General features: G+C 66.3%; 20 protein-coding genes. 11 read left to right on the plus strand and 9 right to left on the minus strand.

The window, feature by feature from the left end:
- Nucleotides 1-30 precede the first annotated feature (30 nt).
- Nucleotides 31-885 carry a helix-turn-helix domain-containing protein gene (locus ACZY08_RS01910; RefSeq protein WP_463742927.1) on the minus strand — a complete coding sequence of 285 codons (855 nt, stop codon included), beginning with the start codon at nt 883-885 and terminating at the stop codon, nt 31-33.
- A 217-nt stretch (nt 886-1,102) separates the two neighbouring features.
- Here ACZY08_RS01910 and ACZY08_RS01915 point away from each other — a divergent pair, with 217 nt between their 5' ends.
- The gene (locus ACZY08_RS01915; RefSeq protein ID WP_463742928.1) at nt 1,103-2,437 is read left to right on the plus strand and encodes a hypothetical protein; all 1,335 of its coding nucleotides are present in this window, start codon (nt 1,103-1,105) and stop codon (nt 2,435-2,437) included.
- 374 nt (nt 2,438-2,811) lie between these two features.
- On the plus strand, nt 2,812-3,666 hold the full coding sequence (locus ACZY08_RS01920) for a helix-turn-helix transcriptional regulator (protein WP_463742929.1): 855 nt from the start codon (nt 2,812-2,814) through the stop codon (nt 3,664-3,666).
- Between the two features lie 82 nt (nt 3,667-3,748).
- Here the strand turns inward: ACZY08_RS01920 and ACZY08_RS01925 are convergent, their stop codons facing one another.
- Nucleotides 3,749-4,465, minus strand: a complete 717-nt coding sequence (locus ACZY08_RS01925) for a GntR family transcriptional regulator (RefSeq protein ID WP_463742930.1) — start codon at nt 4,463-4,465, stop codon at nt 3,749-3,751.
- Nucleotides 4,466-4,642: 177 nt separating this feature from the next.
- On the opposite strand from ACZY08_RS01925, the gene ACZY08_RS01930 reads away from it, so the two are divergent.
- Genes ACZY08_RS01930 through ACZY08_RS01945 form a run of 4 tightly spaced genes read left to right on the plus strand, consistent with a single transcriptional unit; the run spans nt 4,643 to nt 9,016 of the window.
- The gene (locus ACZY08_RS01930; protein ID WP_463742931.1) at nt 4,643-5,620 is read left to right on the plus strand and encodes a phosphate/phosphite/phosphonate ABC transporter substrate-binding protein; all 978 of its coding nucleotides are present in this window, start codon (nt 4,643-4,645) and stop codon (nt 5,618-5,620) included.
- 5 nt (nt 5,621-5,625) lie between these two features.
- Nucleotides 5,626-6,438 (plus strand): phosphonate ABC transporter ATP-binding protein, encoded by an 813-nt coding sequence (gene phnC / locus ACZY08_RS01935; protein ID WP_463742932.1) that lies wholly within the window; start codon nt 5,626-5,628, stop codon nt 6,436-6,438.
- Nucleotides 6,435-8,027, plus strand: coding sequence for a phosphonate ABC transporter, permease protein PhnE (phnE, locus tag ACZY08_RS01940; protein WP_463742933.1), 1,593 nt, complete (start codon nt 6,435-6,437; stop codon nt 8,025-8,027). The genes phnC and phnE overlap by 4 nt, the downstream gene beginning before the upstream one ends.
- Entirely contained in the window at nt 8,003-9,016 is a 1,014-nt protein-coding gene (locus ACZY08_RS01945; protein WP_463742934.1) for a zinc-binding dehydrogenase, read from the plus strand. Before phnE ends, ACZY08_RS01945 begins: the two co-directional genes overlap by 25 nt.
- A 24-nt stretch (nt 9,017-9,040) precedes the next feature.
- Here the strand turns inward: ACZY08_RS01945 and ACZY08_RS01950 are convergent, their stop codons facing one another.
- From ACZY08_RS01950 to ACZY08_RS01965, 4 genes are all read right to left on the minus strand, one after another.
- Nucleotides 9,041-9,910 (minus strand): glycoside hydrolase family 16 protein, encoded by an 870-nt coding sequence (locus ACZY08_RS01950; RefSeq protein WP_463744107.1) that lies wholly within the window; start codon nt 9,908-9,910, stop codon nt 9,041-9,043.
- Nucleotides 9,911-9,997: 87 nt separating this feature from the next.
- Entirely contained in the window at nt 9,998-10,447 is a 450-nt protein-coding gene (locus tag ACZY08_RS01955) for a cupin domain-containing protein (RefSeq protein ID WP_463742935.1), read from the minus strand.
- Between the two features lie 181 nt (nt 10,448-10,628).
- A complete protein-coding gene (locus ACZY08_RS01960; RefSeq protein ID WP_463742936.1) occupies nt 10,629-10,964 on the minus strand; it encodes a hypothetical protein in 336 nt (111 codons plus the stop codon).
- A 176-nt stretch (nt 10,965-11,140) separates the two neighbouring features.
- Nucleotides 11,141-12,979, minus strand: a complete 1,839-nt coding sequence (locus ACZY08_RS01965) for an Hsp70 family protein (RefSeq protein ID WP_463742937.1) — start codon at nt 12,977-12,979, stop codon at nt 11,141-11,143.
- A gap of 302 nt (nt 12,980-13,281) precedes the next feature.
- Here ACZY08_RS01965 and ACZY08_RS01970 point away from each other — a divergent pair, with 302 nt between their 5' ends.
- On the plus strand, nt 13,282-13,740 hold the full coding sequence (locus tag ACZY08_RS01970) for a nuclear transport factor 2 family protein (protein WP_463742938.1): 459 nt from the start codon (nt 13,282-13,284) through the stop codon (nt 13,738-13,740).
- Nucleotide 13,741: 1 nt separating this feature from the next.
- Here ACZY08_RS01970 and ACZY08_RS01975 read toward each other — a convergent pair whose 3' ends face one another.
- Complete coding sequence (locus ACZY08_RS01975; protein WP_463742939.1) at nt 13,742-14,395, minus strand: L,D-transpeptidase family protein; 654 nt, start codon at nt 14,393-14,395, stop codon at nt 13,742-13,744.
- Nucleotides 14,396-14,473: 78 nt separating this feature from the next.
- Between ACZY08_RS01975 and ACZY08_RS01980 the strand changes: the two genes are divergently transcribed.
- Nucleotides 14,474-15,937: a bifunctional phosphatase PAP2/diacylglycerol kinase family protein gene (locus ACZY08_RS01980; RefSeq protein ID WP_463742940.1), complete on the plus strand. Its 1,464-nt coding sequence runs from the start codon at nt 14,474-14,476 to the stop codon at nt 15,935-15,937.
- Here ACZY08_RS01980 and ACZY08_RS01985 read toward each other — a convergent pair.
- Nucleotides 15,891-16,565 (minus strand): phosphatase PAP2 family protein, encoded by a 675-nt coding sequence (locus ACZY08_RS01985; protein WP_463742941.1) that lies wholly within the window; start codon nt 16,563-16,565, stop codon nt 15,891-15,893. The two genes, ACZY08_RS01980 and ACZY08_RS01985, sit on opposite strands and share 47 nt — an antisense overlap.
- 58 nt (nt 16,566-16,623) lie before the next feature.
- On the opposite strand from ACZY08_RS01985, the gene ACZY08_RS01990 reads away from it, so the two are divergent.
- From ACZY08_RS01990 to ACZY08_RS02000, 3 genes are read left to right on the plus strand one after another with little or no spacing between them, the layout of a single operon-like run.
- Nucleotides 16,624-17,106 carry a hypothetical protein gene (locus tag ACZY08_RS01990; protein WP_463742942.1) on the plus strand — a complete coding sequence of 161 codons (483 nt, stop codon included), beginning with the start codon at nt 16,624-16,626 and terminating at the stop codon, nt 17,104-17,106.
- Between the two features lie 58 nt (nt 17,107-17,164).
- Nucleotides 17,165-18,160 (plus strand): AurF N-oxygenase family protein, encoded by a 996-nt coding sequence (locus ACZY08_RS01995; protein WP_463742943.1) that lies wholly within the window; start codon nt 17,165-17,167, stop codon nt 18,158-18,160.
- Nucleotides 18,160-19,584: an FAD-dependent oxidoreductase gene (locus ACZY08_RS02000; protein ID WP_463742944.1), complete on the plus strand. Its 1,425-nt coding sequence runs from the start codon at nt 18,160-18,162 to the stop codon at nt 19,582-19,584. Before ACZY08_RS01995 ends, ACZY08_RS02000 begins: the two co-directional genes overlap by 1 nt.
- Here ACZY08_RS02000 and ACZY08_RS02005 read toward each other — a convergent pair.
- Nucleotides 19,581-20,294 carry a TetR/AcrR family transcriptional regulator gene (locus ACZY08_RS02005; RefSeq protein WP_463742945.1) on the minus strand — a complete coding sequence of 238 codons (714 nt, stop codon included), beginning with the start codon at nt 20,292-20,294 and terminating at the stop codon, nt 19,581-19,583. The two genes, ACZY08_RS02000 and ACZY08_RS02005, sit on opposite strands and share 4 nt — an antisense overlap.
- Nucleotides 20,295-20,332: the final 38 nt, after the last annotated feature.

Below are 20,332 nucleotides of genomic sequence, written 5' to 3' on the forward strand. Positions count from 1 at the left end.
CTTGGGAGGGGGCGACGCATGCTCAGTCGACTACGAACGCCGGCGATACTCGCTGGGCGAAATTCCCACGCGTCTCCGGAACGCGTTCGCGAAGTGACTCGGCGTGGAAAAGCCCACTGACGCACCGATTTCTGCGATTCTCCGCGGGCTAGTCAGCAGTAGTGTCTTGGCGCGCTCGATCCGCAGGTCCAACAGGAACTGGTACGGCGTGGTGTGAAAAGCGCGGCGGAAAGCCCCGATGAAACCCTGGACAGGCATCCCGGTCAGCTGCGCCAGAGCGTCCAGATGGATCTCCGAATCCAGGCTGTCGTTGAGGTAATCGACCAGCATCGTGCGCGTAGCAGTGTCGAAAGCCCGGTGTTCGCGCGCCTTCGGCGGCGCCTCGGCATACTTGTCCCTAATCAGAAGCCGCATGGTCTCGGCGACGGAGTCGGTGAGCAACCGCGCGATCGCATCATCACGATCGGCGACGCTGTAGATCTCCTCGACCAGGTGATGGAACAGTAAATCCCGGTACTTGATCCGGGGAAGCAGTGCGGTATCGCCGATCACCTGCCGCGGGATGGCGATCTCGCAGTATCCCGCGACGCCCCCTTGAACCAGAGCTGCGCAGGGAATACCGGCGGGCTTCCACCAGATCTCCCCGGCCTTCGGCGGTATCTGCCCGGTTGGCCCCCAATCGAGCGCCGTCTGCATCGAATGCATCGCGCCGCCGCGGTATACGTACACCGGATGATGGGTGTCGCTGAAGCTGCACCAATCCGTGGGTTCCGTTATCCGCTCAGTCCCGAACGTGAACGACAGGCCTCGAGCCGCGACATCTTTCTGCTCCAGCACGATGCGCGGAGTCAGCGGCCGGCCACCATCCCACGGCTTCAATCCCATGCGAAAACCCCCAGGCACAACGATCTCGATCGGCGCCAGGCTACGCCCCCGTCCGCCCCAAACCGACCGTTTCCGCCGACCCACCACATCCCGATGGCTCCTGACCGGAATATCTGGCAAGGCAAACAGAATGTGAATGCGCACGTGCGGTTCAGTCCGTATTTTTCGGCCCGTCAGTGACAACTGACGCCCCTCATCTGAACCGAAGGAGACCGAGTTGAGTCTCGCTCTACGACCCTACGTAACCGCAGGCGTCGCCCTTGTCGGCGCCAGCGTCATCGCCGTCACGCCGATAAGTCCTCCCCCGATTGACTTCGACGCCGCCCTACCGCAAGTTTCGACAGCTTTGGTGGAACTTACTGCCGCCGTCGATCCCATCGCGGCATGGGCGGACTTGTTCACGCACACACCCGAGAACATGTTGGCGCTAGGAAATCTGATCGCCGAGAATCCCGCCCCGATCCTCGGGCAGATCGTCGCCAACTGGTCGGGCTACGCCCAGACATACGGCGCCGCGCTCCAAATGGCCGGGACGGGCCTCAGCAACTATCTGACGACCCAACTGCCGACGGCCCTTCAGACGTTCTCCAATCAGCTGATGTCCGGTGATATACAGGGCGCTGCACAAACGTTCAGCGGCGCCATTCTCAACCTGGTGCAGGGCATCGGGTTCCCGATGTTGAACGTCCTGAGTATCCCCGCCGACATCACACAGAACTTCGCAAATGTAGTCGCTACCCTCCCCGGGTTCGCGGGCCCTGTGGTCAGTGCTGGTCTCGGCGCTCTCATCACGCTGACCGGAACCACCTTAGCGACGGGTGAGAGTGCCCAAGCGGTCGTAGACGCGTTCAAAAGCGGGGACCCCGTTGGGGCAGTCAACGCGCTCGCCGCCATGCCCGCCACGATCGCAGACGCCCTCCTAAATGGCTATGCAAGTCCAGACGGCGGCCTCTACTCAGGGCTTCTCACTGTCTCGCATCCCCGATCGCCTGACGCGGAGCCCTGGGATCCCTGGTGGTCTGACGGCTTTCCGGCAGCACTACTGAAGAGCCGGCTCACAATTGCGAAAGCGCTGGGTTGGGAGGATCCCGCAACAACCGGGGCGCTGTCACGGCTCGTCGCCCCGACTTCCGAGCCGACCGCGCTGCCATCGGCTTCGTCCGTGCCTGCCACCGCAACCTCAGTAACTCTGCCGGCGAATGCGACTCCCGTCGAGGCGGAGGCCAACGCGGCCTCGCCGACTGATGTCGTCGCAGCCCCAGCCGATTCCGCACCAACCGAAGCCGCGGGATCCCAAACCACCAAACAGGAATCGGTTCCGCTCGTGCGTAAGAGCCTCGCCGCAACTCCCGGCAAGACCGGCACTCTCGGCAACGCCGACAAGCCAGCCACGAAAGTGGCCTCCGATGTCCGCGACGGAATCTCGGCTACCGTCAACAAGATTGGCGAAAACGTCAAGAAGGCATTCGCCAAGCCTGAGAAGAAGTCAACGAGTCCGTCGACCGGTGCCGATAAGGGGGCCGGCCCCAGCAGTTCGGGGGACACCAAGTAGCACCGGCGCAATCGACCTGGCCGCGAATCGTCATCGCTCGCGGCCAGGCCGTCGTCCGGTAGGCCGATATCGTTCGCCTTCGCGAACTGGGCCGGTGTCGAAGATCCCACTGACACTGCAATTTCTGTGATGCGCTGCGAGGTGTGCTCAACAGAAGCAAGTCGCTCCTTGCGTGGTCTGAAAGATGCTCAGAGATTGCGTCAGAGGTCCTTCAGAAATGGGCACCCGACCCCTTCTCGGCGATGACCACCGCCGAACAATCGCGTACGGGTCAAATTTTTGAATTGAAACGATCACCCCGCCCACCTGCGCTCGCTAGTCTGCTGCCCAGCAGTGATGGATATGCAGATCGCGCAGGAGGTTTCCGTGTGGTGATGAAGCCCTGGAATGACGATCGCCCCCTGACCCGGCGCATCGTGCTGGGTGAGACCCGCGTGGCCACCCGTGGCTTGTCCATCAGATTCGCCACCGAGCAGATTCACACCGCGACCGATTGGTGTTGTCGCGACGACGCCCAACACCTGGTCTACGTGCACCGCGCCGGAAGACTGCGCTCGATGGAGACCGACCTGGACTGGGGCCCCTCGGGCCGGGGCGTGCCGAGGGTGGGAGACATCTGGGTGGTCCCCGCGGGTGACAAATGCGCGTCGTTGGTCGAAGGGGACACGGCCGAATACTGCGAGATCGCCATCCCCGAGCACCTGCTCGGGGCGACGACGCTGATTCCACGCATCAAACACCGCAACCCGTTGATCCATCAGATGGTCGAGCGCATCTACGCCGTCGCCGATCGCGACGACGCTCCCACCCGACTCCTCACCGAGTCCGTGGGTGAAACCCTGAAGTTGGTGATCACCGATGTGTGTGGGGTGGACCCACCACCTGTGACCGATCGCAGGCCCGACACCCTGGACTCGGCCGCCCGCGCGAAGATCATCGAGTTCCTCGAGGACAGCATCGACTCGGCGATCACGCTCGAAACGCTTGCCCAGAAGGCGGACATGCCAGTGCCCGTCTTCATCACCGCATTCCGCGCCGCGTTCCACACCACCCCGTACCAGTATCTGCTGGACAGGCGGTTCGAACGCGCCAAATTCCTGCTGAAGAACACCGCGCGGACCATCACCGAAGTCAGTGCGATGGCGGGGTTCACGACCCCGAGCCACTTCTCCACTGCCTTCAGGCGTCGCGTCGGGGTGTCACCCCGGGCCTACCGCGTCGGCCGCTGAACGCATAGCTGCCGGCGCGTCGACACGCTCCGCGAGCGCGTCCACCGATCAGGCGGGGATCGATCGCGATGTAAAGAGACTTCTACGAGGCAGTCATCACCGCGGTGAAAGTCATCCGGTCACCCCGATACAGGGAGCGCCGTTGCTCGATCGGGATCCCGTCCTCGTCGTAGGACACTCGATTGAGCAGGAACATCGGCGTGCGACTGTCCACAGTGAGCAGTGCGGATTCCCGCGAGTCTGGCAGCGCGGTATCGATGGTGTCGACAGTCCGCGCGAAATGAACGCCACGGCTGCGGATCTCGGCATAGAGCGAGTTGCGGTAGTCGAAAGCTTCCCGCAGACCCGGATATCGCGCGGCCGGCAGCTTGGTGGTCTCCAGCCCGACCCGGATGCCATCGGTAGTCAGGACCCGCTCCAATTGCAGGATGGGTGCGCCGATTTCGATGGCAAGCTGCCCGGCCAGGATGTCTTCGGCGACCAGATCGCTCCAGCCGACCAGGATGCGCCCACCGCTGCGGCCCTGCTCCTTGGCGGCCTCGGTGTAGGACCCCATGGACAGAGGCTGCAGGATCTTGGGCCGCGCGACGACGGTGGTGCGGCCGCGTCGTTCGATGCGACCGGCCAACAACAACTCTCGCAACGCCTGACGGACTGTCTCGCGGGCGACGTCGAATCGCTCGGCGATCTCGCGCTCGGCCGGGAACGAGTCTCCGACCTCCAGGTCGTCGAGCAATCGCTCCAGCTGCGCGCGCACTACCTGGTGCTTGAGAACCCGAGGTTCGGCACTTGTCGCCACCCGCTCACCGTAGCAAGTTTTGGTATAGACCAAGACTTGCCGTGTTGTTAACCTCCTCGCCAACTTCGATGCACCCGTTGGTATAGACCAACCCACAGGGTGTGGGGCAGGGCAGTTCTCCGCTCCCGCAAGCGCACTGCCCGTCAAACGTCCCCGCCCCGAAAGGTCCCGCGCGCCATGAAGTTCCGTACCTCTCGTACGTCAGCCCGGATCGCGACCGTGGCAGCCGCCTGTACGGCGGTCCTATTGTCGGGCTGCTCCAGTTCCGACAACTCCGACGCCAAGACCGCCCAGGGCTTCCCGGAAACCCTCACCCTGGCCGCGATTCCGGCTGAGAACTCGACCGACCTCAAGGCCAGCTACCAGCCGCTGATCAAGCTGCTGGAGAAGGAGACCGGCGCCAAGGTCGAGTTCGTACAGGCCTCCGACTACGCCGGGGTGGTCGAGGGCATCATCGCCAACAACGTCGACCTGGCCTTCTTCGGCCCCTTCGCCTATGTGGTCGCCGGTGTCAACGGGGCAAAGACGACTCCGGTCGGCGCGGTGATCCAGGAGCAGGGTGCAAAGCCCGGCTACCAGTCCTATGGTCTGACCCGCGCGGACGAGGCGAACATCAACGGCCTCAAGGACTTTGCCGGCAAGAAGGTCTGCTTCGTGGACCCCAGTTCGACGTCGGGATTCCTCTATCCGACCGCCGGGCTGATCGAGGCGGGAGTGATCAAATCCGGTTCCGAGGGCGACTTGTCAAAGGCGATGTCCCCGATCTTCGCCGGTGGCCACGATTCCTCGGCCCTGGCGGTCGCCAACGGTGACTGTGACGCCGGCTTCGCGTTCGACACCATGGTGGACAAGACCATGATCGCCAAGGGTGACCTCAAACCTGGTCAGCTCAAGACGGTGTGGAAGTCGGAGATGATCGCCGGGTCGGTGTTCGCCGCCAATGACTCCCTGGGTAGCGAGGCCATCGGCAAGCTCAAGACTCTCTTCGCCGACAAGGTCAACGTGCCCAACCTCGAGGCAGAAGGCTTCTGCCAGGGCGACGCCTGCCGGATCACCGACGAGCGCGCCTGGGGATTCGTCCCGGTCGAGGATTCGGACTACAGCGGCGTGCGCCACGTCTGTGACGTCACCGGTTCCGAGAAGTGCAAGGGCTGAAAACCTTGAGCACCAACGGACCCCACCATCCCGTCGCGGGCGACGATCTCGTCGTCATCGCCAAAGACGTCACGAAACGCTTCGGTGACACCCTGGCTCTGGACCGGGTGAGCCTTGAGGTCCGGCGCAGCGAGATGCTGGTGCTGCTCGGCCTGTCCGGATCGGGCAAGTCCACCCTGCTGCGCTGCCTCAACGGGCTGCAACCCGTCACCTCGGGCAGCGTCGAGGTGGGCGGCACCCATGTCGACACGGCTTCCGGTAAGCAGTTGCGTGCACTGCGCCGCAACGTGGGGTTCGTCTTTCAGCACTTCAATCTGGTCGGGCGGTTGAGCTGCCTGGAGAACGTCCTGATCGGCGGCCTCGGCCAGCTGCGGCTCCCCCGCTACGGAGCGCTGACCTATCCCAAGACGTTGCGCGCCGAAGCCCTGACCTATCTGGACCGGGTCGGTCTGGCCGACTACGCCGAGCGTCGCGCCGACACGCTTTCCGGCGGGCAACAGCAGCGCGTCGCGATCGCCCGCACTCTGATGCAGAAACCCGGCCTGCTGCTGGCCGATGAACCCGTCGCTTCACTGGATCCCGAAAATGCCGGTGTGGTCATGGATCTGCTGTTCCGGGTGTGCATCGAGGAGAAGCTGACGGTGGTGTGCACGCTGCACCAGGTGGACCTCGCGCTGGGCTGGGCGCATCGCTTGGTCGGCCTGCGCAATGGACAGAAGATCCTGGACCGGCCCGCGGTAGGCATGAGCCGCGAGGACGTCATGGAGATCTACCAACGCGTCGACCCCGCTGCCCGTTCGGCGGCCCGTCCATCGTGAGCACCGAACTCGCCGAACGGCCCACCCCGTCGGCCCCGACGCCCGAGCGCAGGCCGCTGCCCGGCCTCCTGCACCTGGTCGCCGTCGCCGCGCTGCTCGCCACCATCGCCGCCGCCTGGTACATCGACTTCGCCCCCGGCACGCTGCTGGACGGTGTCGACGAAGTGATGGCCCTGCTGGAGCGCATGATTCCGCCCCGGCTGGACGATCCGGGGCGCATCGGCGGCCTGGCCATCGAGACCCTGTTGATGGCCGTGCTGGGAACCGTGCTCGCAGCGATCGCCTCGGTGCCGCTGGCCTTCCTGGCCGCCCGCAACACCACCCCGCACCCGGCCGTCCAGGCGGTCGCCCGGGCGATCATCACATTCTGCCGCGCCATGCCCGACCTGCTGTTCGCCGTGCTGTTCGTCCGGGCCCTCGGAATCGGGGTACTGCCCGGCATTCTCGCGCTGGCCATCCATTCCATCGGCATGCTCGGCAAGGTATTCGCAGACGCCATCGAGCAGACCGATCCGGGTCCGCGGGAGGCGGTGCGCAGCACCGGCGTCGGCTACCTCCGCGAGATGCTCAACGCGGTCGTTCCTCAGGTGGTGCCCTCCTGGATCGCCACCTTCATCTACCGCATCGACATCAACCTCCGGATGTCGGTGGTGCTGGGCTTCGTCGGCGCCGGCGGAATCGGTTTCGCACTGCAGGATGCGTTGCGCGGCTTGATCTATCCGCGCGCTCTCGGAATCGCCTGCGTCATCCTGGCGATCATCGCCGCCATGGAGCTGCTGTCCATCCTGATCCGGCGGATGCTGTTGGATTCGGCGCAGTCGAATCCCGCCCGCGAGCGCGCCGCCCGGTTCTTCTTCAGCGGTGCCCTGGTCGCAACCTGCCTCGCAGCCCTGGTGGCGCTGAAGGTCAACCCGGTGTCCCTGGTGACATGGGTCGGACCAGCCATCGAGGTCTTCACCCGGATGATCCCGCCCAACTTCGGTGCGCTGGGAGGCGAATTGGTCGCGGCCGCCTGGCAAACCGTGGCGATCGGCGTAGTGTCCACCGCCATCGGCGTGGTGCTGTCGATCCCGGTCGGAATCCTGGCTGCCCGCAATGTCACGCCCCACCCGGTGGTCTACTGGTTGGCCCGGACGTGGATTCTGATGGTGCGGGCGGTACCCGAACTGATCCTGGCCGTGGTGTTCGTCGCCGCATTGGGACTGGGCCCGATCGCCGGTACCTGTGCGTTGGCCATCGGCTCGATCGGATTCCTGGGTAAATTGGTCGCCGATGCCGTCGAGGAGATCGATCCCGGGCCGCTGGAAGCCGTTCGTTCCGTGGGTGGCGGCTGGTGGAAGATGTTGTTCTCCGCGGTGATTCCGCAAGCCATGCCGGCGATGGTCGGTTCCAGCCTGTACATGTTCGACGTCAATGTGCGGACCTCGACGATCCTGGGCATCGTCGGTGCGGGCGGAGTCGGCTATCTGCTGTTCGAGTCGATCCGCACACTGAACTTCGATGTCGCCGGCGCGATCGTCATCGTCATCTTCGTCATCGTCTACGCCATCGAAAGGTTGTCCGGATGGATCCGATCACGCCTCGTGTGACGTCGGCCGCCGTCTGGACCGGCTCCGGCATGGACGTGCGGACGGTCCCGGTCCCCGAACTCGGGGCGGGCGAGGTGCTGGTCCGGGTGCGACTGGCCACGGTGTGCGGCAGCGACCTGCACACTGTCACGGGCCGGCGTCCCGCCGCCTGTCCGTCGGTCCTCGGCCATGAGGCTGTCGGCGACGTCATCGCCACTGGTCCGGAAGCAGATGCCCAAGTCGGGCAACGCGTTATCTGGTCCGTGACGGTGGCCTGCGGTGAGTGCCCGCGTTGCCGGTCCGGGCTGAGCGCCAAATGCCTGTCGGTACGCAAAGTGGGCCATGAGCCGTTCGACGGGGACTGGCCGTTGTCGGGTTCCTATGCCGCCCATGTGGTTCTGCCGCGTGGCACCACGATCGCCGCAGTCCCCGACACCCTGCCCGATGCGGTTGCCGCACCGGCGGCGTGTGCGACGGCGACGGTGATGGCCACGCTGGAAGCCGCCGGTGAACTGGCCGGCCGGCGCGTGCTCATCGGCGGGGCGGGCATGCTGGGGCTGACCGCGGTCGCGGCCTGCGCGGACGCCGGCGCCGACGTGCAAGTGATCGACCTCGATGCCGAGCGTCTGGCGTCGGTACCGCAATTCGGTGGCCGCGACTCCGACGGCGGGCCTGTCGATGTGGCGATCGACTACACCGGGTCTTGCGCGGCCGTGTCGGATGCGTTGGCGCGCCTCGACATCGGCGGCACCCTGGTACTGGCCGGATCCGTCACCCCTGGGCCGCCGATGGTGGTGGACCCGGAAACCGTTGTGCGGCAATGGCTGACCATCACCGGCGTGCACAATTACGAGCCCCGGCATCTGCACCGGGCCGTCGAGTTTCTCGACCGCACCCGCGAGCGCTTTCCGTGGGAAGCGCTGGTCGTCCCCGCGGTGCCGCTCAAACAGATTGCGTCGGCGCTGAATCCGCCGCCACCAGGAAAGCTCCGCACTGCGGTCTGTCCGTAGCTTCGGCGGCAAAGCAGGGAAAAGTCAGCCCTGGAAGACGCGAATCCAGTCGACCAGCATCTCGGCGGGGTAGTTGCCACCGCTCGGATCGCGGCCGCCGGATCCGCCGACTGCGATGTTGAACACCGGCACCAGTGTGTAGCCGGGATCGTTGAAGGGCCAGTCGTCCAGCGAGTTCGCCGGGACCTCGAAGAAGGGGTCCATGCCCGGGGCATAGTCCTTCCAGAAGTACATGCCCTGCGGCGTCCACGACATCCGCCAGGTGTGCCACCCGCTGTCGATGGCATGCGGGTTGGTGGCGAAGGACTCGCCGTCCAACCGGGCGTGCACAGTGCTGCCCGACGGCCAGTCACGGTTGCCGTACCACTCGACCAGGTCCACCTCGCCGCCACGGACGGGATCGTCGTTGAGGAGCCAGAACGCGGGCCAGGCACCGTCGGTCAGGCAGTTGAGCTTGACCCGGGCTTCCCACGTGGTGCCGATGCCGCCGCGCCAGTTTCCGATGACCTTGGCGCTGGCGTACTTCTCCTGGACGGTGGTGCCCGGACCGCGGGTCGCGCGGATCACCAGGTTGCCCTTGCCATCCTGGAACGCGTGGTCGGTATCGGTGACGTAGCGGCCCATGTTGAACGGCTTGTCCCACTCGACCGGGTTCTTGATGGTCTCGCGCTCGGGCACCAGGTGCCACCACGCCGGGTCCGGCGGGGAACCGGCCGGACCGTTGAATTCATCCTGGAACAGGAAGGTCGGTGACGCCGCGGTAGCAGCCGGTGGGGTAGGCGCTCCGGGCGCGGCGGGACCAGGTGCGGCCGGGTCGGCGTTGGCCGTCCCGGCGGGCAGCGCTGCGGCTGCCACCCCCAGACCCATCATGAACATCACACTGCGACGATCCATCTCAGGCACAGCAGAACCTTAACCGAACTCTTACCCACATACTCGCTCCCTACCCAAAGTTTCGTGGTTACAAGACCATTTCCCCAGCTAGGGACACTGGGCGGGCGCGTCGTCACGCACCGGAGCGTCGGCGGGCAGCGTGTAGGTCACGACTACATCGGCATCGTCGGCCGCCTCGTTGGTCACCTGGTGGGCCACCCCGCCCGGGATCACCACCATCTGGCCCGCCGTGTACACCGCAGGCGCACAATTGCCCGCGCTGCGCACCACCACAGCGCCCTCGTTGATCACCGACTGCTCCGGCCCGGGATGGGTGTGCCAACCGCTGCCGGCCCCGGGTTTGAGCAGCAGGCCCTGTACGTGCAAGGTGGTCGGCTGCCCCGCCGTGACGACCCAGATCGGCGCGGTGGTGGTGCCTTTGCCGAGATCGGTGCGCACGACGTCACCCTCGGCGGGAGTTGCCGCAGCCGGGCCCGCCAACACACCTGCGGCGACGACGGCGACGGCAACCACGGCGACGGTATGAATGTGCTTCATCTTTCCTCCCGGTTTTGACCGAGAAGGTACAGCCGAACCACGCTCCGGGCAGCGTATTGCCGAACCCCGCACTCAGTCGTCGCCGGCGGCCGAACCCTTCGCCGCAGCCTTCCCGCCACGACTCGTGTCACCCTCGGCGTTCTCGCCGGCCTTGGGGCCTCGGACTTCGAGGTTGTAAGACTCAGCGGTGCAGCGATTTCCGGCGTGGCATCTGCCTGCCCGGCGCGTTCGGTACAGCGGTCAGGTAGTAGGAGCCTCCGGTCGGGGTGACGTCGATGAGGGCGCCGGCCAGCATGGCGCCGACGTTGACCAGGATGTCGTTCGGGGCATCGCCCTTGATCTCGACGCCGCCGAGCAGATTCGTCAGAAAGATGGACGCAGCAATGGAATTCGGCCACCACACCGGGTTGAGCGTGACGGGCTCATCCGACAGCACGTCGTACGCCCAGGTGACGTCCGCCGTCGCGGCATTGAGGTCGATGCCGGAGAACTGGTTGGCCCCACCCATTCCCACCATGGCCCGAGACGTTACGCCGCCGTCAGTTCATTGTATTGACAATGCGCACAACGCTTTTCGCGCGCAACGAACCAGGTCGCAGCAAGGCAGAATGAGCGAAAAAGGGCAGGCAGGCGATCCGCCGCTCCAACCTTTGCCAAATACCGCTCAGTAATGAACCGGCAGCACCACGGGCGTCACGGATACGGCTGGTACGGATACTGAGGCTGCTGCTGGTAGGGGTACTGCGGCTGTTGCGGGTACTGGGGTTGCTGCGTCTCGCCGCGGTTCGGCACCTGGATCGGAATGGGCACCGGAACGAACGGCACGGTGACATACGTAGTCGTCATCGGGTTCGTCGTCGTGGTGGTCGTGGTCGGCGTCGTCGTGGTCGTTGTGGTCGGCGGCGTTGTGGTTGTCGTCGTCGTGGTCGTGGTGGTGGTCGTGACGGGCGGAGGCGTCGTCGTCTGCGTGACGACGTGCGTCTCCGTCACCGGCGGTGGTGGCGCCTGAGTCACCGTGACCGGCGGCGGTTCAGGGGCCTGCGTCACAGGCTCGGGGGCCGGCGGCGGCTCGACCGGCGGCGGCGCGACGGGGCTCGGTGCCACCTCCTGCGGAGGCAACGGCTTGGGCTCGGGTGGCTTGACCTCTGAACTCGGCGCGGTACCCGTCGCGCTGGTCAACGCATACGTCACACCACCGATGGCGACCAGGACCAGCGCGGCGGCCACGGCGAAAACCGTCAACGGCAACCGCTCCCACCCGCCACGCGGTTGTTCGATGGGACCCGTTGGGGGCACGTACTGCACAGCCGGACGCGCCGAGGTCTCAGTGCCGTAGGACTCCACCAAATCGGGTCCGGTGTAGGGCACCACGTCGTCGCCCGCCTCATCCTCCGACCAGGCCAGTGCACGGAAGGTGGATGAACCCTCAGAACCCTCTGCGCCGGAAGGCATTCCGGCCGGCGGGACTGCCGCCACGCCGAGGGTGGGGGCCACGCCGGTCTGCGCATCGGCATCGGCGGAGTAGGCGGCGGACAACGCGGCCCCGATCGCGGCATCCAGCGCCGGTTGCGGTGTCGTCACGACCTGCGCCTGCGAATGTTCCGAAAGCCTTTGGGTAACAAGGGGAATACTGGCCCCGCCGCCGATGGTCACCACTGCCGAGACTGCCGGCCAGCTGATCCCGTTGCGTTCCAACGCCTTTTCCAGCGCATCCAACGCACCGGCGAGCGGCGCCTGCATCAGCCCCTCGAGTTCGGTGCGGGTCACCCGCACCGTGGCCGAATATCCGGGTAGCTCGACCACCAGGTCGGTCGCGGTCTCTGCCGACAGTCGTTCCTTGGCCTGACGGCATTCCTCACGCAGCCGGGCCAGGGAGCCGACCGCGGCGGTTCCGGCCGGATCGATACCGCCGGCCTGGGCGACACCGTCGAGTACATGGGTCAGCAGGGCCTGATCGATCTGATCACCGGAGAAATCGGGATAGCGGGTGGTCTCGTCGATCGGCTCGAAAGCCGACGTGGCGTCGGCCAGCGTGATGCTGGTGCCGCCGCCGCCGAAATCCAGCAGTGCCACCACGCCGTTGGACGGCAGGCCCGGGTTGGCGCGCAGCGCCGCGAGCGAGGCAACGGCATCCGGGATGAGCCGGGGCGGCCGCCCATCGTGCGACAGGCTGGGATTGTGCCGGAGCGCGTTGCGCAGGGCCCGCAAGGTCGGTGCGCCCCAGTGAGCAGGCACCGCGACCGCCAGCTGTTCGGAGGGTCCGCCGACCAGCTCGACCATCGCATCGAGGGCCTCGACCAGCAGGGTGTCGGCGGGATAGGACGCACCGTCGGGCGCCACCAAGGGCACCGGGTCGCCGACCCGCTCCACAAATCCACTGAGCGTGACACCGGGACCGGATTCAGGCATGCCGACCTGCGGCGTCCGGTCTGTCGACAAGGTCAACACCGAACGCCGGCTGACAGGTTGATTGCCGACTCGCGCCGCAACCAAGTTGGTGGTCCCGATCGACAACCCCAACGGGCCGCTCATAACGCACGCCACGATAGCCGCCGCGCGGCTCCGCGGCCTTTCGACACTCCGCAGCCGCCGGGCCAAGCGCGTTCCGCCGGTGCGCCTTTGACCAGCTCAGCAACACTCAGCGGGTACATAGCCACCACGATGGTCACCGAACTCCGCGGCTGAATCAGTCGACCGGCAAACCGCTTCAGCCCCTGGGGCGAGTGTGCAGCTTCTGTCGCCGAACACCGCTTCGCTGCCGCGAAAGCCTGCACGTTCGCCACAGTGGACACAGAAGGTATTGCGCCCGCCGGAGGTGTGCTCCAATGTCGTGCATGGGTGACATCGACGACATCAAGCAAGTCAAATACCGGTACCTGCGTGCGCTCGACACCAAGCACTGGGACGAGTTCGCCGACACCCTCACCGAGGACGTCGCGGGCGACTACGGACAGTCCATGGGCCAGACCCTGCACTTCACCGAGCGCGATTCGCTGGTGGAGTACATGAAGGCCTCGTTGGGCCCGGAGGTCATCACCGAGCACCGCGTCGCGCACCCTGAGATCGTGGTCGACGGCGACGAGGCCACCGCCACCTGGTACCTGCAGGACCGGGTGATCGTCGCGAGTATGAACTTCATGTTGTTCGGGTCGGCGTTCTATCAAGACCGCTACCGCCGCACCGCTGACGGCTGGAAGATCAGCGCCACCGGCTACGACCGCACCTACGACGCCACTCTCTCGCTGGAGGGGCTCAACTTCAAGCTGGAACCCGGTGCCGCCCTGAATCTTTGAGCTATTGCGCGACGGCGATCAGCGCGCCTGGCCGTAGCCACTGCATGATCTTGACGAGCGTGGCGTCGTCGATCGCCACACAACCGGCGGTGGGCCCGCCATCGGTGGTGTGCACGAAGAACGCACCACCGTTGCCGGGCACCCGCGCCTTGTTGACGCCCATCACCACAGCGTGTTTATAGGCCGTGATGTCGAGGTTCTCGGTGCCGCTGGCCGGATCGGTGTTGAACGGGCACTGCGCCTTCTTGCACACCTGCATGGTGTTGTAGGTGGGGCTCTTCATGTCCCCGTCCCACCAGTGGTCGGGCGTCACCTGGACGTACTGCAGCCCGCCACCCGGATTCGGGGCGGTGCCGAAGGCGAAGTCGAGGGTGAAAATGCCCATGGGCGTCTTCATTTCGCCGTCATGGGTCTGCGGGGCCATGCCGTTGGAGCCGACGTTGGCCGGGATCCCGGCACCGACCGGTTGCCACCCCGCCGGCCCACGTTGCCAGACATCCATCTTTGCCTTCGAACCGCCCACTCCGACAACGGAGATCACCTGGGTGGCGTTGCCCACCGAGGAGGCGAACCAGGGCGGATCGACGGCACCGGCTGTGGGCGCGCATGCGAGAGCCAACACCCCGGCACACAGCATCGCGAGCAGTCGGCGCATCCGTCCATCGTCGTCGGCATCCCTCTCGGCCCGATAAAGCTTGGGGCACGATCCGGTCCCGACGGCTACGTTGGCGGCATGGACGCGCGCGCGATCGGCAAGGGCCTGGGCACGTTGGACCGCGAGGTCTTCGAGGCGGTTGCCGAATCGCCGAGCCCGCTGCTGGACACTGTGATGCCCGGGCTGACCAGGGCGGCAGACCATTCCAAGCTGTGGTTCGCCATCGCGGCCGCCATGGGTGCGCTGGGCGGCGCGTCGTTGCGGCGTGGCGCCGCGCGGGGCGTCGTCAGCCTGGCGGTGACCAGCCTGGTGACCAACCAGGTGGCCAAACGGATCTGGCGGCGCCCTCGGCCCGACCGCAGCCTGATCCCGCTGGCGCGGCGGACCCGACGCGTACCCACCTCGCATTCCCTGCCGTCGGGGCACTCCGCGAGCGCCGCGGCCTTTGCGGTGGGCGTCGGCCTGGAGTCCGCATCCGCCGGCCTGCCGCTGGCACTGCTCGCCGGCCTGGTCGGGTTGTCCCGGGTGGCCACCGGTGCGCACTATCCGGGCGATGTATTCGCCGGATTCGGCATCGGCGCCGCGATCGCGGTCCTCGGCGCACGCATCGTCCCGACCATCCCGGCCGCCACGCTGCCGACGTCGGATCCGCTGCGGTTCCACACGGAGCCCCGACCGGACGGTGCCGGCGTGGCCCTGGTGATCAACCCGGCCTCCGGTGACGGGACGGGCGCACGGATCATCGACGACGTGCGAAAAGCCCTACCGCGCACGGAGATCGTCGAGCTCGGCGACGACGATGACATCGAGACCGTGTTACGCGAGACCGCTGCCCGCGTCGACGTGCTCGCGGTGGGCGGCGGCGACGGCACGGTGGCCTGCGCGGCGGGCATCGCCGTCGAGGCAGATGTCCCGCTCGCGGTGTTCCCCGGCGGGACCTTCAACCACTTCGCCAAGGACATCGGCTGCGATTCGGTGGCCCGGACCGTGAAAGCGATCGCCGACGGCTCCGCGGTCTATGTCGACCTGGTGTGCCTCAACGAGGAACGCATGGTGATCAACACCGCGAGCATCGGCGCGTACCCGAACTACGTGCGGATGCGCGAGAAGCTCGAACACCGGATGGGCAAGCGCTTGGCCGGGATGTACGCGCTGTATCTGACGCTGCGCCGGGAGGCCCCGGTGCGGATCAGCTACGACGACAAGACACTTGAGACGGAACTGTTCTTCCTGGGCAATTCGACCTACTTCCCGTCCGGGTTCGCCCCGTCGCTGCGGCCGCGTCTCGACGACGGTCTCATCGACGTGCGGATACTGGAAACCGGGCGGCGATTCAGCCGGCTGCGCATCGCGACGTCCGTGGCGTTGGGCCGGCTCGAACGCAGCCCGCTCTATCACGAGTTGCAGGTACCGCAGTTCCGGTTCGTCGCTGTCGACGGGCCCACCACCGTCGCCCACGACGGCGAGGTGGGCGAGGCGCTGCGCGAAGCGAGCTTCACCGTGCGCTACCGGGTGCTGCCGGTGTTTCGTCCACTGCCGTGACGGCCGGCGGGTACGGCGGGTACAGCAGGAACACCGCCACGAACCACACGTAGCCCAGCGCCCACCCGGCCACCACATCCGAAGGATGGTGGACGTTGAGCACCACCCGGCCCACGCCGATCGCGATGACAACGAGTGCTCCGGCGGCCACCCACCAGCCCCGCGGCGCGGGCCGCAGCATGGGCCAGGCGAGCGTCAGCAGGGCCAGCACCGAGACCATGACGCCCATCGCGTGCCCGGACGGGAACGAGGTAGATAGGGCGTGCACCAGCGCGGTGGACGGACGCGGACGGTCGACCAGGGACTTGGCCACCTCGGTCGTCACCGCGCTGAGCTCGATGGTCAACAGCAGGAACCACGCGATGCGCCGCCGGCGGCGCACAAGCGCGACAACGATCATCACCAGTGCCAGCAACCGGAAGGCAAAAGGCCCGAGCACGGTACAGAACACGTCCCAGGCGGTCACCCAGCCCGGGTGCGCCGATCCGAACCGGTACGGACCCGCCAGGCCCGCGGCGTCGACGTCGGCCAGCCAGGTCCACTGCCGCTCGTAGCCGATCCACAGTGCCGCGTACACCGCGGCGGCCAGCACCGCGGTTGCGATCAGCCACCTGACACGGGTTCTCACCAGACAATCTCTACCAGCTCCCACTGATTTGCCATGTTTGCGCGCTACCGTCGAGGGCATGGCTCTGATCCTGCGAAAGCTGATGCACATCGGCGGACTGCCGGACGGTCTTCGGTCAGAGGCAGAAGCCGAGGGCATTCTGTTCCTGGCCGAATACATCCCGGTGACCAGGCGTTTCACCGGATCGATCCCGGGCACGCGTTCTGCAGGCAGTGTTGCCAGCTACGCCGGTTCACTGGTTCTCACGAACTACCGGGCACTGGCCACCATGTCCACCCTGCCCAAGCTCGCCGGCCGCAGCATCGACCAGCCGTGGTCGGCCCCGCAGGTCGGTGCGGTGCAGGCCGAGATCAGCGACACCGGACTCACCCTGCAGGCCGACGTGGCCCAGATCGACCGGCGCGGTCACGGGCGGCTTTCGCTGCACTACAAGACCGACATCCCGGACGAGATTCTCACGCAACTGCCCCGCCGGTTGCTGGCCTTCGACGTCGGCCCGGAGTACGTCCTCCGCGCGGTCGGCGTGCCATACCACCCGTAGCAAACCCCACCGGAAATCGGGTATTTACCGAGACTCAATGTCTCGGTAAATTGGGGCCATGGTTTCCACCTCGCCCGACGCCGCATCGCTGGATGCGGACTACCGGGATCTACTGCAGACACTGTCCGAGGGTTCCGTGCGCCGCCGCTTCGATCCCTATCTGGACATCGCGTGGGACTCCCCCGATCTGGCGATCGACCTCGACGATCCACGTTGGGTGCTGTCACCGAGCGTCGATCCGCTGGGCGCCACGGCCTGGTATCAGAGCCAGCCGCAGGCCCGGCAGATCGCGATCGGCCGCTGGCGGACGCTCAACTCCGTCAAGGTCGGCGCGGCCTTCGAGAGCATCCTCATCCGCGGGTTGATGGCCTTCATCATGAAGCTGCCCAACAACTCGCCCGAGTTCCGCTATGCGTTGCATGAGATGACCGAGGAGTGCAACCACATCCAGATGTTCCAGGAGCTGGTCAACCGCAGCGGCCTGGACGTGCCCGGCATGCGGCCACTGTTCCGACGGTTATCGCCGTACATCGGCCTCGTCGGCCAGTACTCGCCGACGGCGTTCATGGCGGGCATCCTGGCCGGCGAAGAGCCGATCGACCATTTCCAGAAGGGGCTGATCCGCGAGGGCGCCAACATCCCACCCGCGGTGCTGCGGACCATGCAGATCCACATCGCCGAGGAGGCACGCCATATCTCCTGGGCGCACGAATTCCTCAAAACCCATCTGCCGGAACGCTCGTGGCGCATGAAGGCTTTCGCGTCCGTCGCATTTCCGCTGGCCCTGCGCTGGCTCGCCCACGAGATCATGGCTCCGCCGAAGTCATTCGGTGAGGAGTTCGGGATTCCGCGGGAGGTGATCAAGGATGCGTTCTGGCGTAGCCCGCACTCACGCAAGATCTTGAACGGCTACTTCGGTGAAATGCGTTCCCTCAGTGAGGAACTCGGGCTGATGAATCGGGTCGGACGGTGGACGTGGAACCGGTGCGGAATCGGCGGTCAGCCGGCCCGCTACCGCGGCGTGCCGGACCGCGAAGCGGTTGCCCTCCTCTGATGCCCCACGTCATCACGCAGTCCTGCTGCAGCGACGCCTCGTGCGTCTATGCCTGCCCGGTGAACTGCATCCACCCCACGCCCGACGAACCCGATTTCCACACCGCGCAGATGCTCTATGTCGACCCGGTCGCATGCGTCGATTGCGGCGCATGTGTATCGGCGTGCCCGGTCGATGCGATCAAACCGCATACCAAGCTGACCGGCGCGGAGGACGTGTTCACCACGCTGAACGCCGATTTCTACACCACACCACGGCCACGGCCCGTGCTGGCGCCGGTGGTGCCGCCGTTGCAGGTCCGAGCCGGCGACCTGCGGGTCGCGATCGTGGGATCGGGTCCGGCCGCGATGTATGCCGCCGAAGAGGTGCTGACCATTCCCGGGGCCCGGGTGCGGATCTATGAAAAGCTCACGCAGCCCTATGGTTTGGCCCGCTACGGGGTGGCCCCCGACCACCAGAGCACCCGCAAGGTGACCCGGCAGTTCGACCACATCACCGCGAGCCCACGCTTGGAGATGCATCTGGGTGTCGAGGTCGGCAGCGGCGTCACCCACGACGATCTGCTCGCCGAGCACCACGCCGTCATCTACGCGGTAGGTGCCTCGACCGACCGTCGGCTCGACATCCCCGGCAGCGAACTGCCCGGCGTCACCTCGGCCACCGAATTCGTCGCCTGGTACAACAACCACCCCGACTACACCGGTCGGACCTTCGACCTGTCTCATCGCCGCGCCGTCGTGATCGGCAACGGCAACGTCGCACTCGACGTCGCCCGCATCCTCACGATCGACCCAGACCGTCTGGCCTCGACGTCGATCGCCCCGCACGCCCTGGAAGCACTGCGCCACAGCGCAATCGAAGAGGTGGTCGTGGTCGGCCGACGTGGGATCGAGCAGTCTGCGTTCACCGTCCCCGAACTGGTCGGGCTGTGCTCCACACCGGGTGTCGACGTCGTCGTCCGTGACGAGGATCTGCGGATGCTGCCTGGCCCGGATCCCCGGTCCACGATCCTGCGGGCGGCATCGCGCGGAGCAGGCAATCGCCGGATCGTCCTCGAATACCTACTGTCGCCGACGGCGGTCCACGGCCAGTCCGCAGCCACCGGCGTGGAGTTCGTCCACAACGAACTGATCGCCGCGCCCGACGGATCGGTCCGGGTGAAAGCCACTGGGCGCGAACGGCTCATCGAAGCCGGTCTGGTGTTGACATCCATCGGCTACCGGGGCCGGCCGGTGGCCGGGCTACCGTTCGACGACGCCACCGCCACCGTGCCCCATCACGCGGGCCGGGTCACGCAGGCCCACGGCGCGTACGTCACCGGGTGGATCAAACGCGGGCCGACCGGATTCATCGGGACCAACAAGTCCTGCGCCCAGGAAACCGTGCGCAGCCTGGTCGACGATTACAACGCCGGGCTGCTCTAGCGTTTGGTCAGCGCGGCGATCACGGCCGTCAACTCGTCGTCGCGGTTGATCTCCAACCCGCTGGCACGGGCGGCGCCGTCCAGGACGTACCAGGCGAAATCGGCCAGGTGCGTCACGATCTCTTCCCGTGACCGCTCCGGCGCCGCACCGCGGATCCACGCCGACAGCGTGGCCTCCACCATGGTCACCACCGCGAACGGAACGGTCTTGAACGCAGCGTCGTCCACGCCGATGGTCTGCGCGATCGCGGCGATGACGCCTTCGGACTGCCTGGTCATCCGGAGCTTGAGCTCGCTGACCGCATCCAGCGAGCCGTCGCTGGAGAACGTCGGCCCGCGGCGGACGAAGTCATCGAGCCGCGGGTGATCAAGCATCCAGTCCGCGACCGCCGCCACGGTGCGGGTCAGGATGTCGCGCAACGAGCCGTTGGTGACATCGAGGTTGGTGTCGAGAATCGCGGCGAAATCATCGAACACCCAGGACCGGACGCGTCGCTCGAGCTCGTCCTTCCCGCTGAACTGCCGGTACACCACTGACTTCGCCACTCCGGCGCGTTCGGCGATACGCACCATCGAGATCTCGGCGCCCGGCGGATTCTCCTCGACCAATGCCACCGCGGCCTGCAGGATCTGGGCGCGCCGCTCGGTGTTGTGCTGCTCCCAACGGGCCTCGTAGCCGCTCGCCGCAGCGGGATCGGTGGCGGTCGGCATGGAGTCCACCCTACCGACGACGACGCGCCGCATATGTA

Source organism: Mycobacterium sp. IDUB_9, assembly GCF_055419505.1.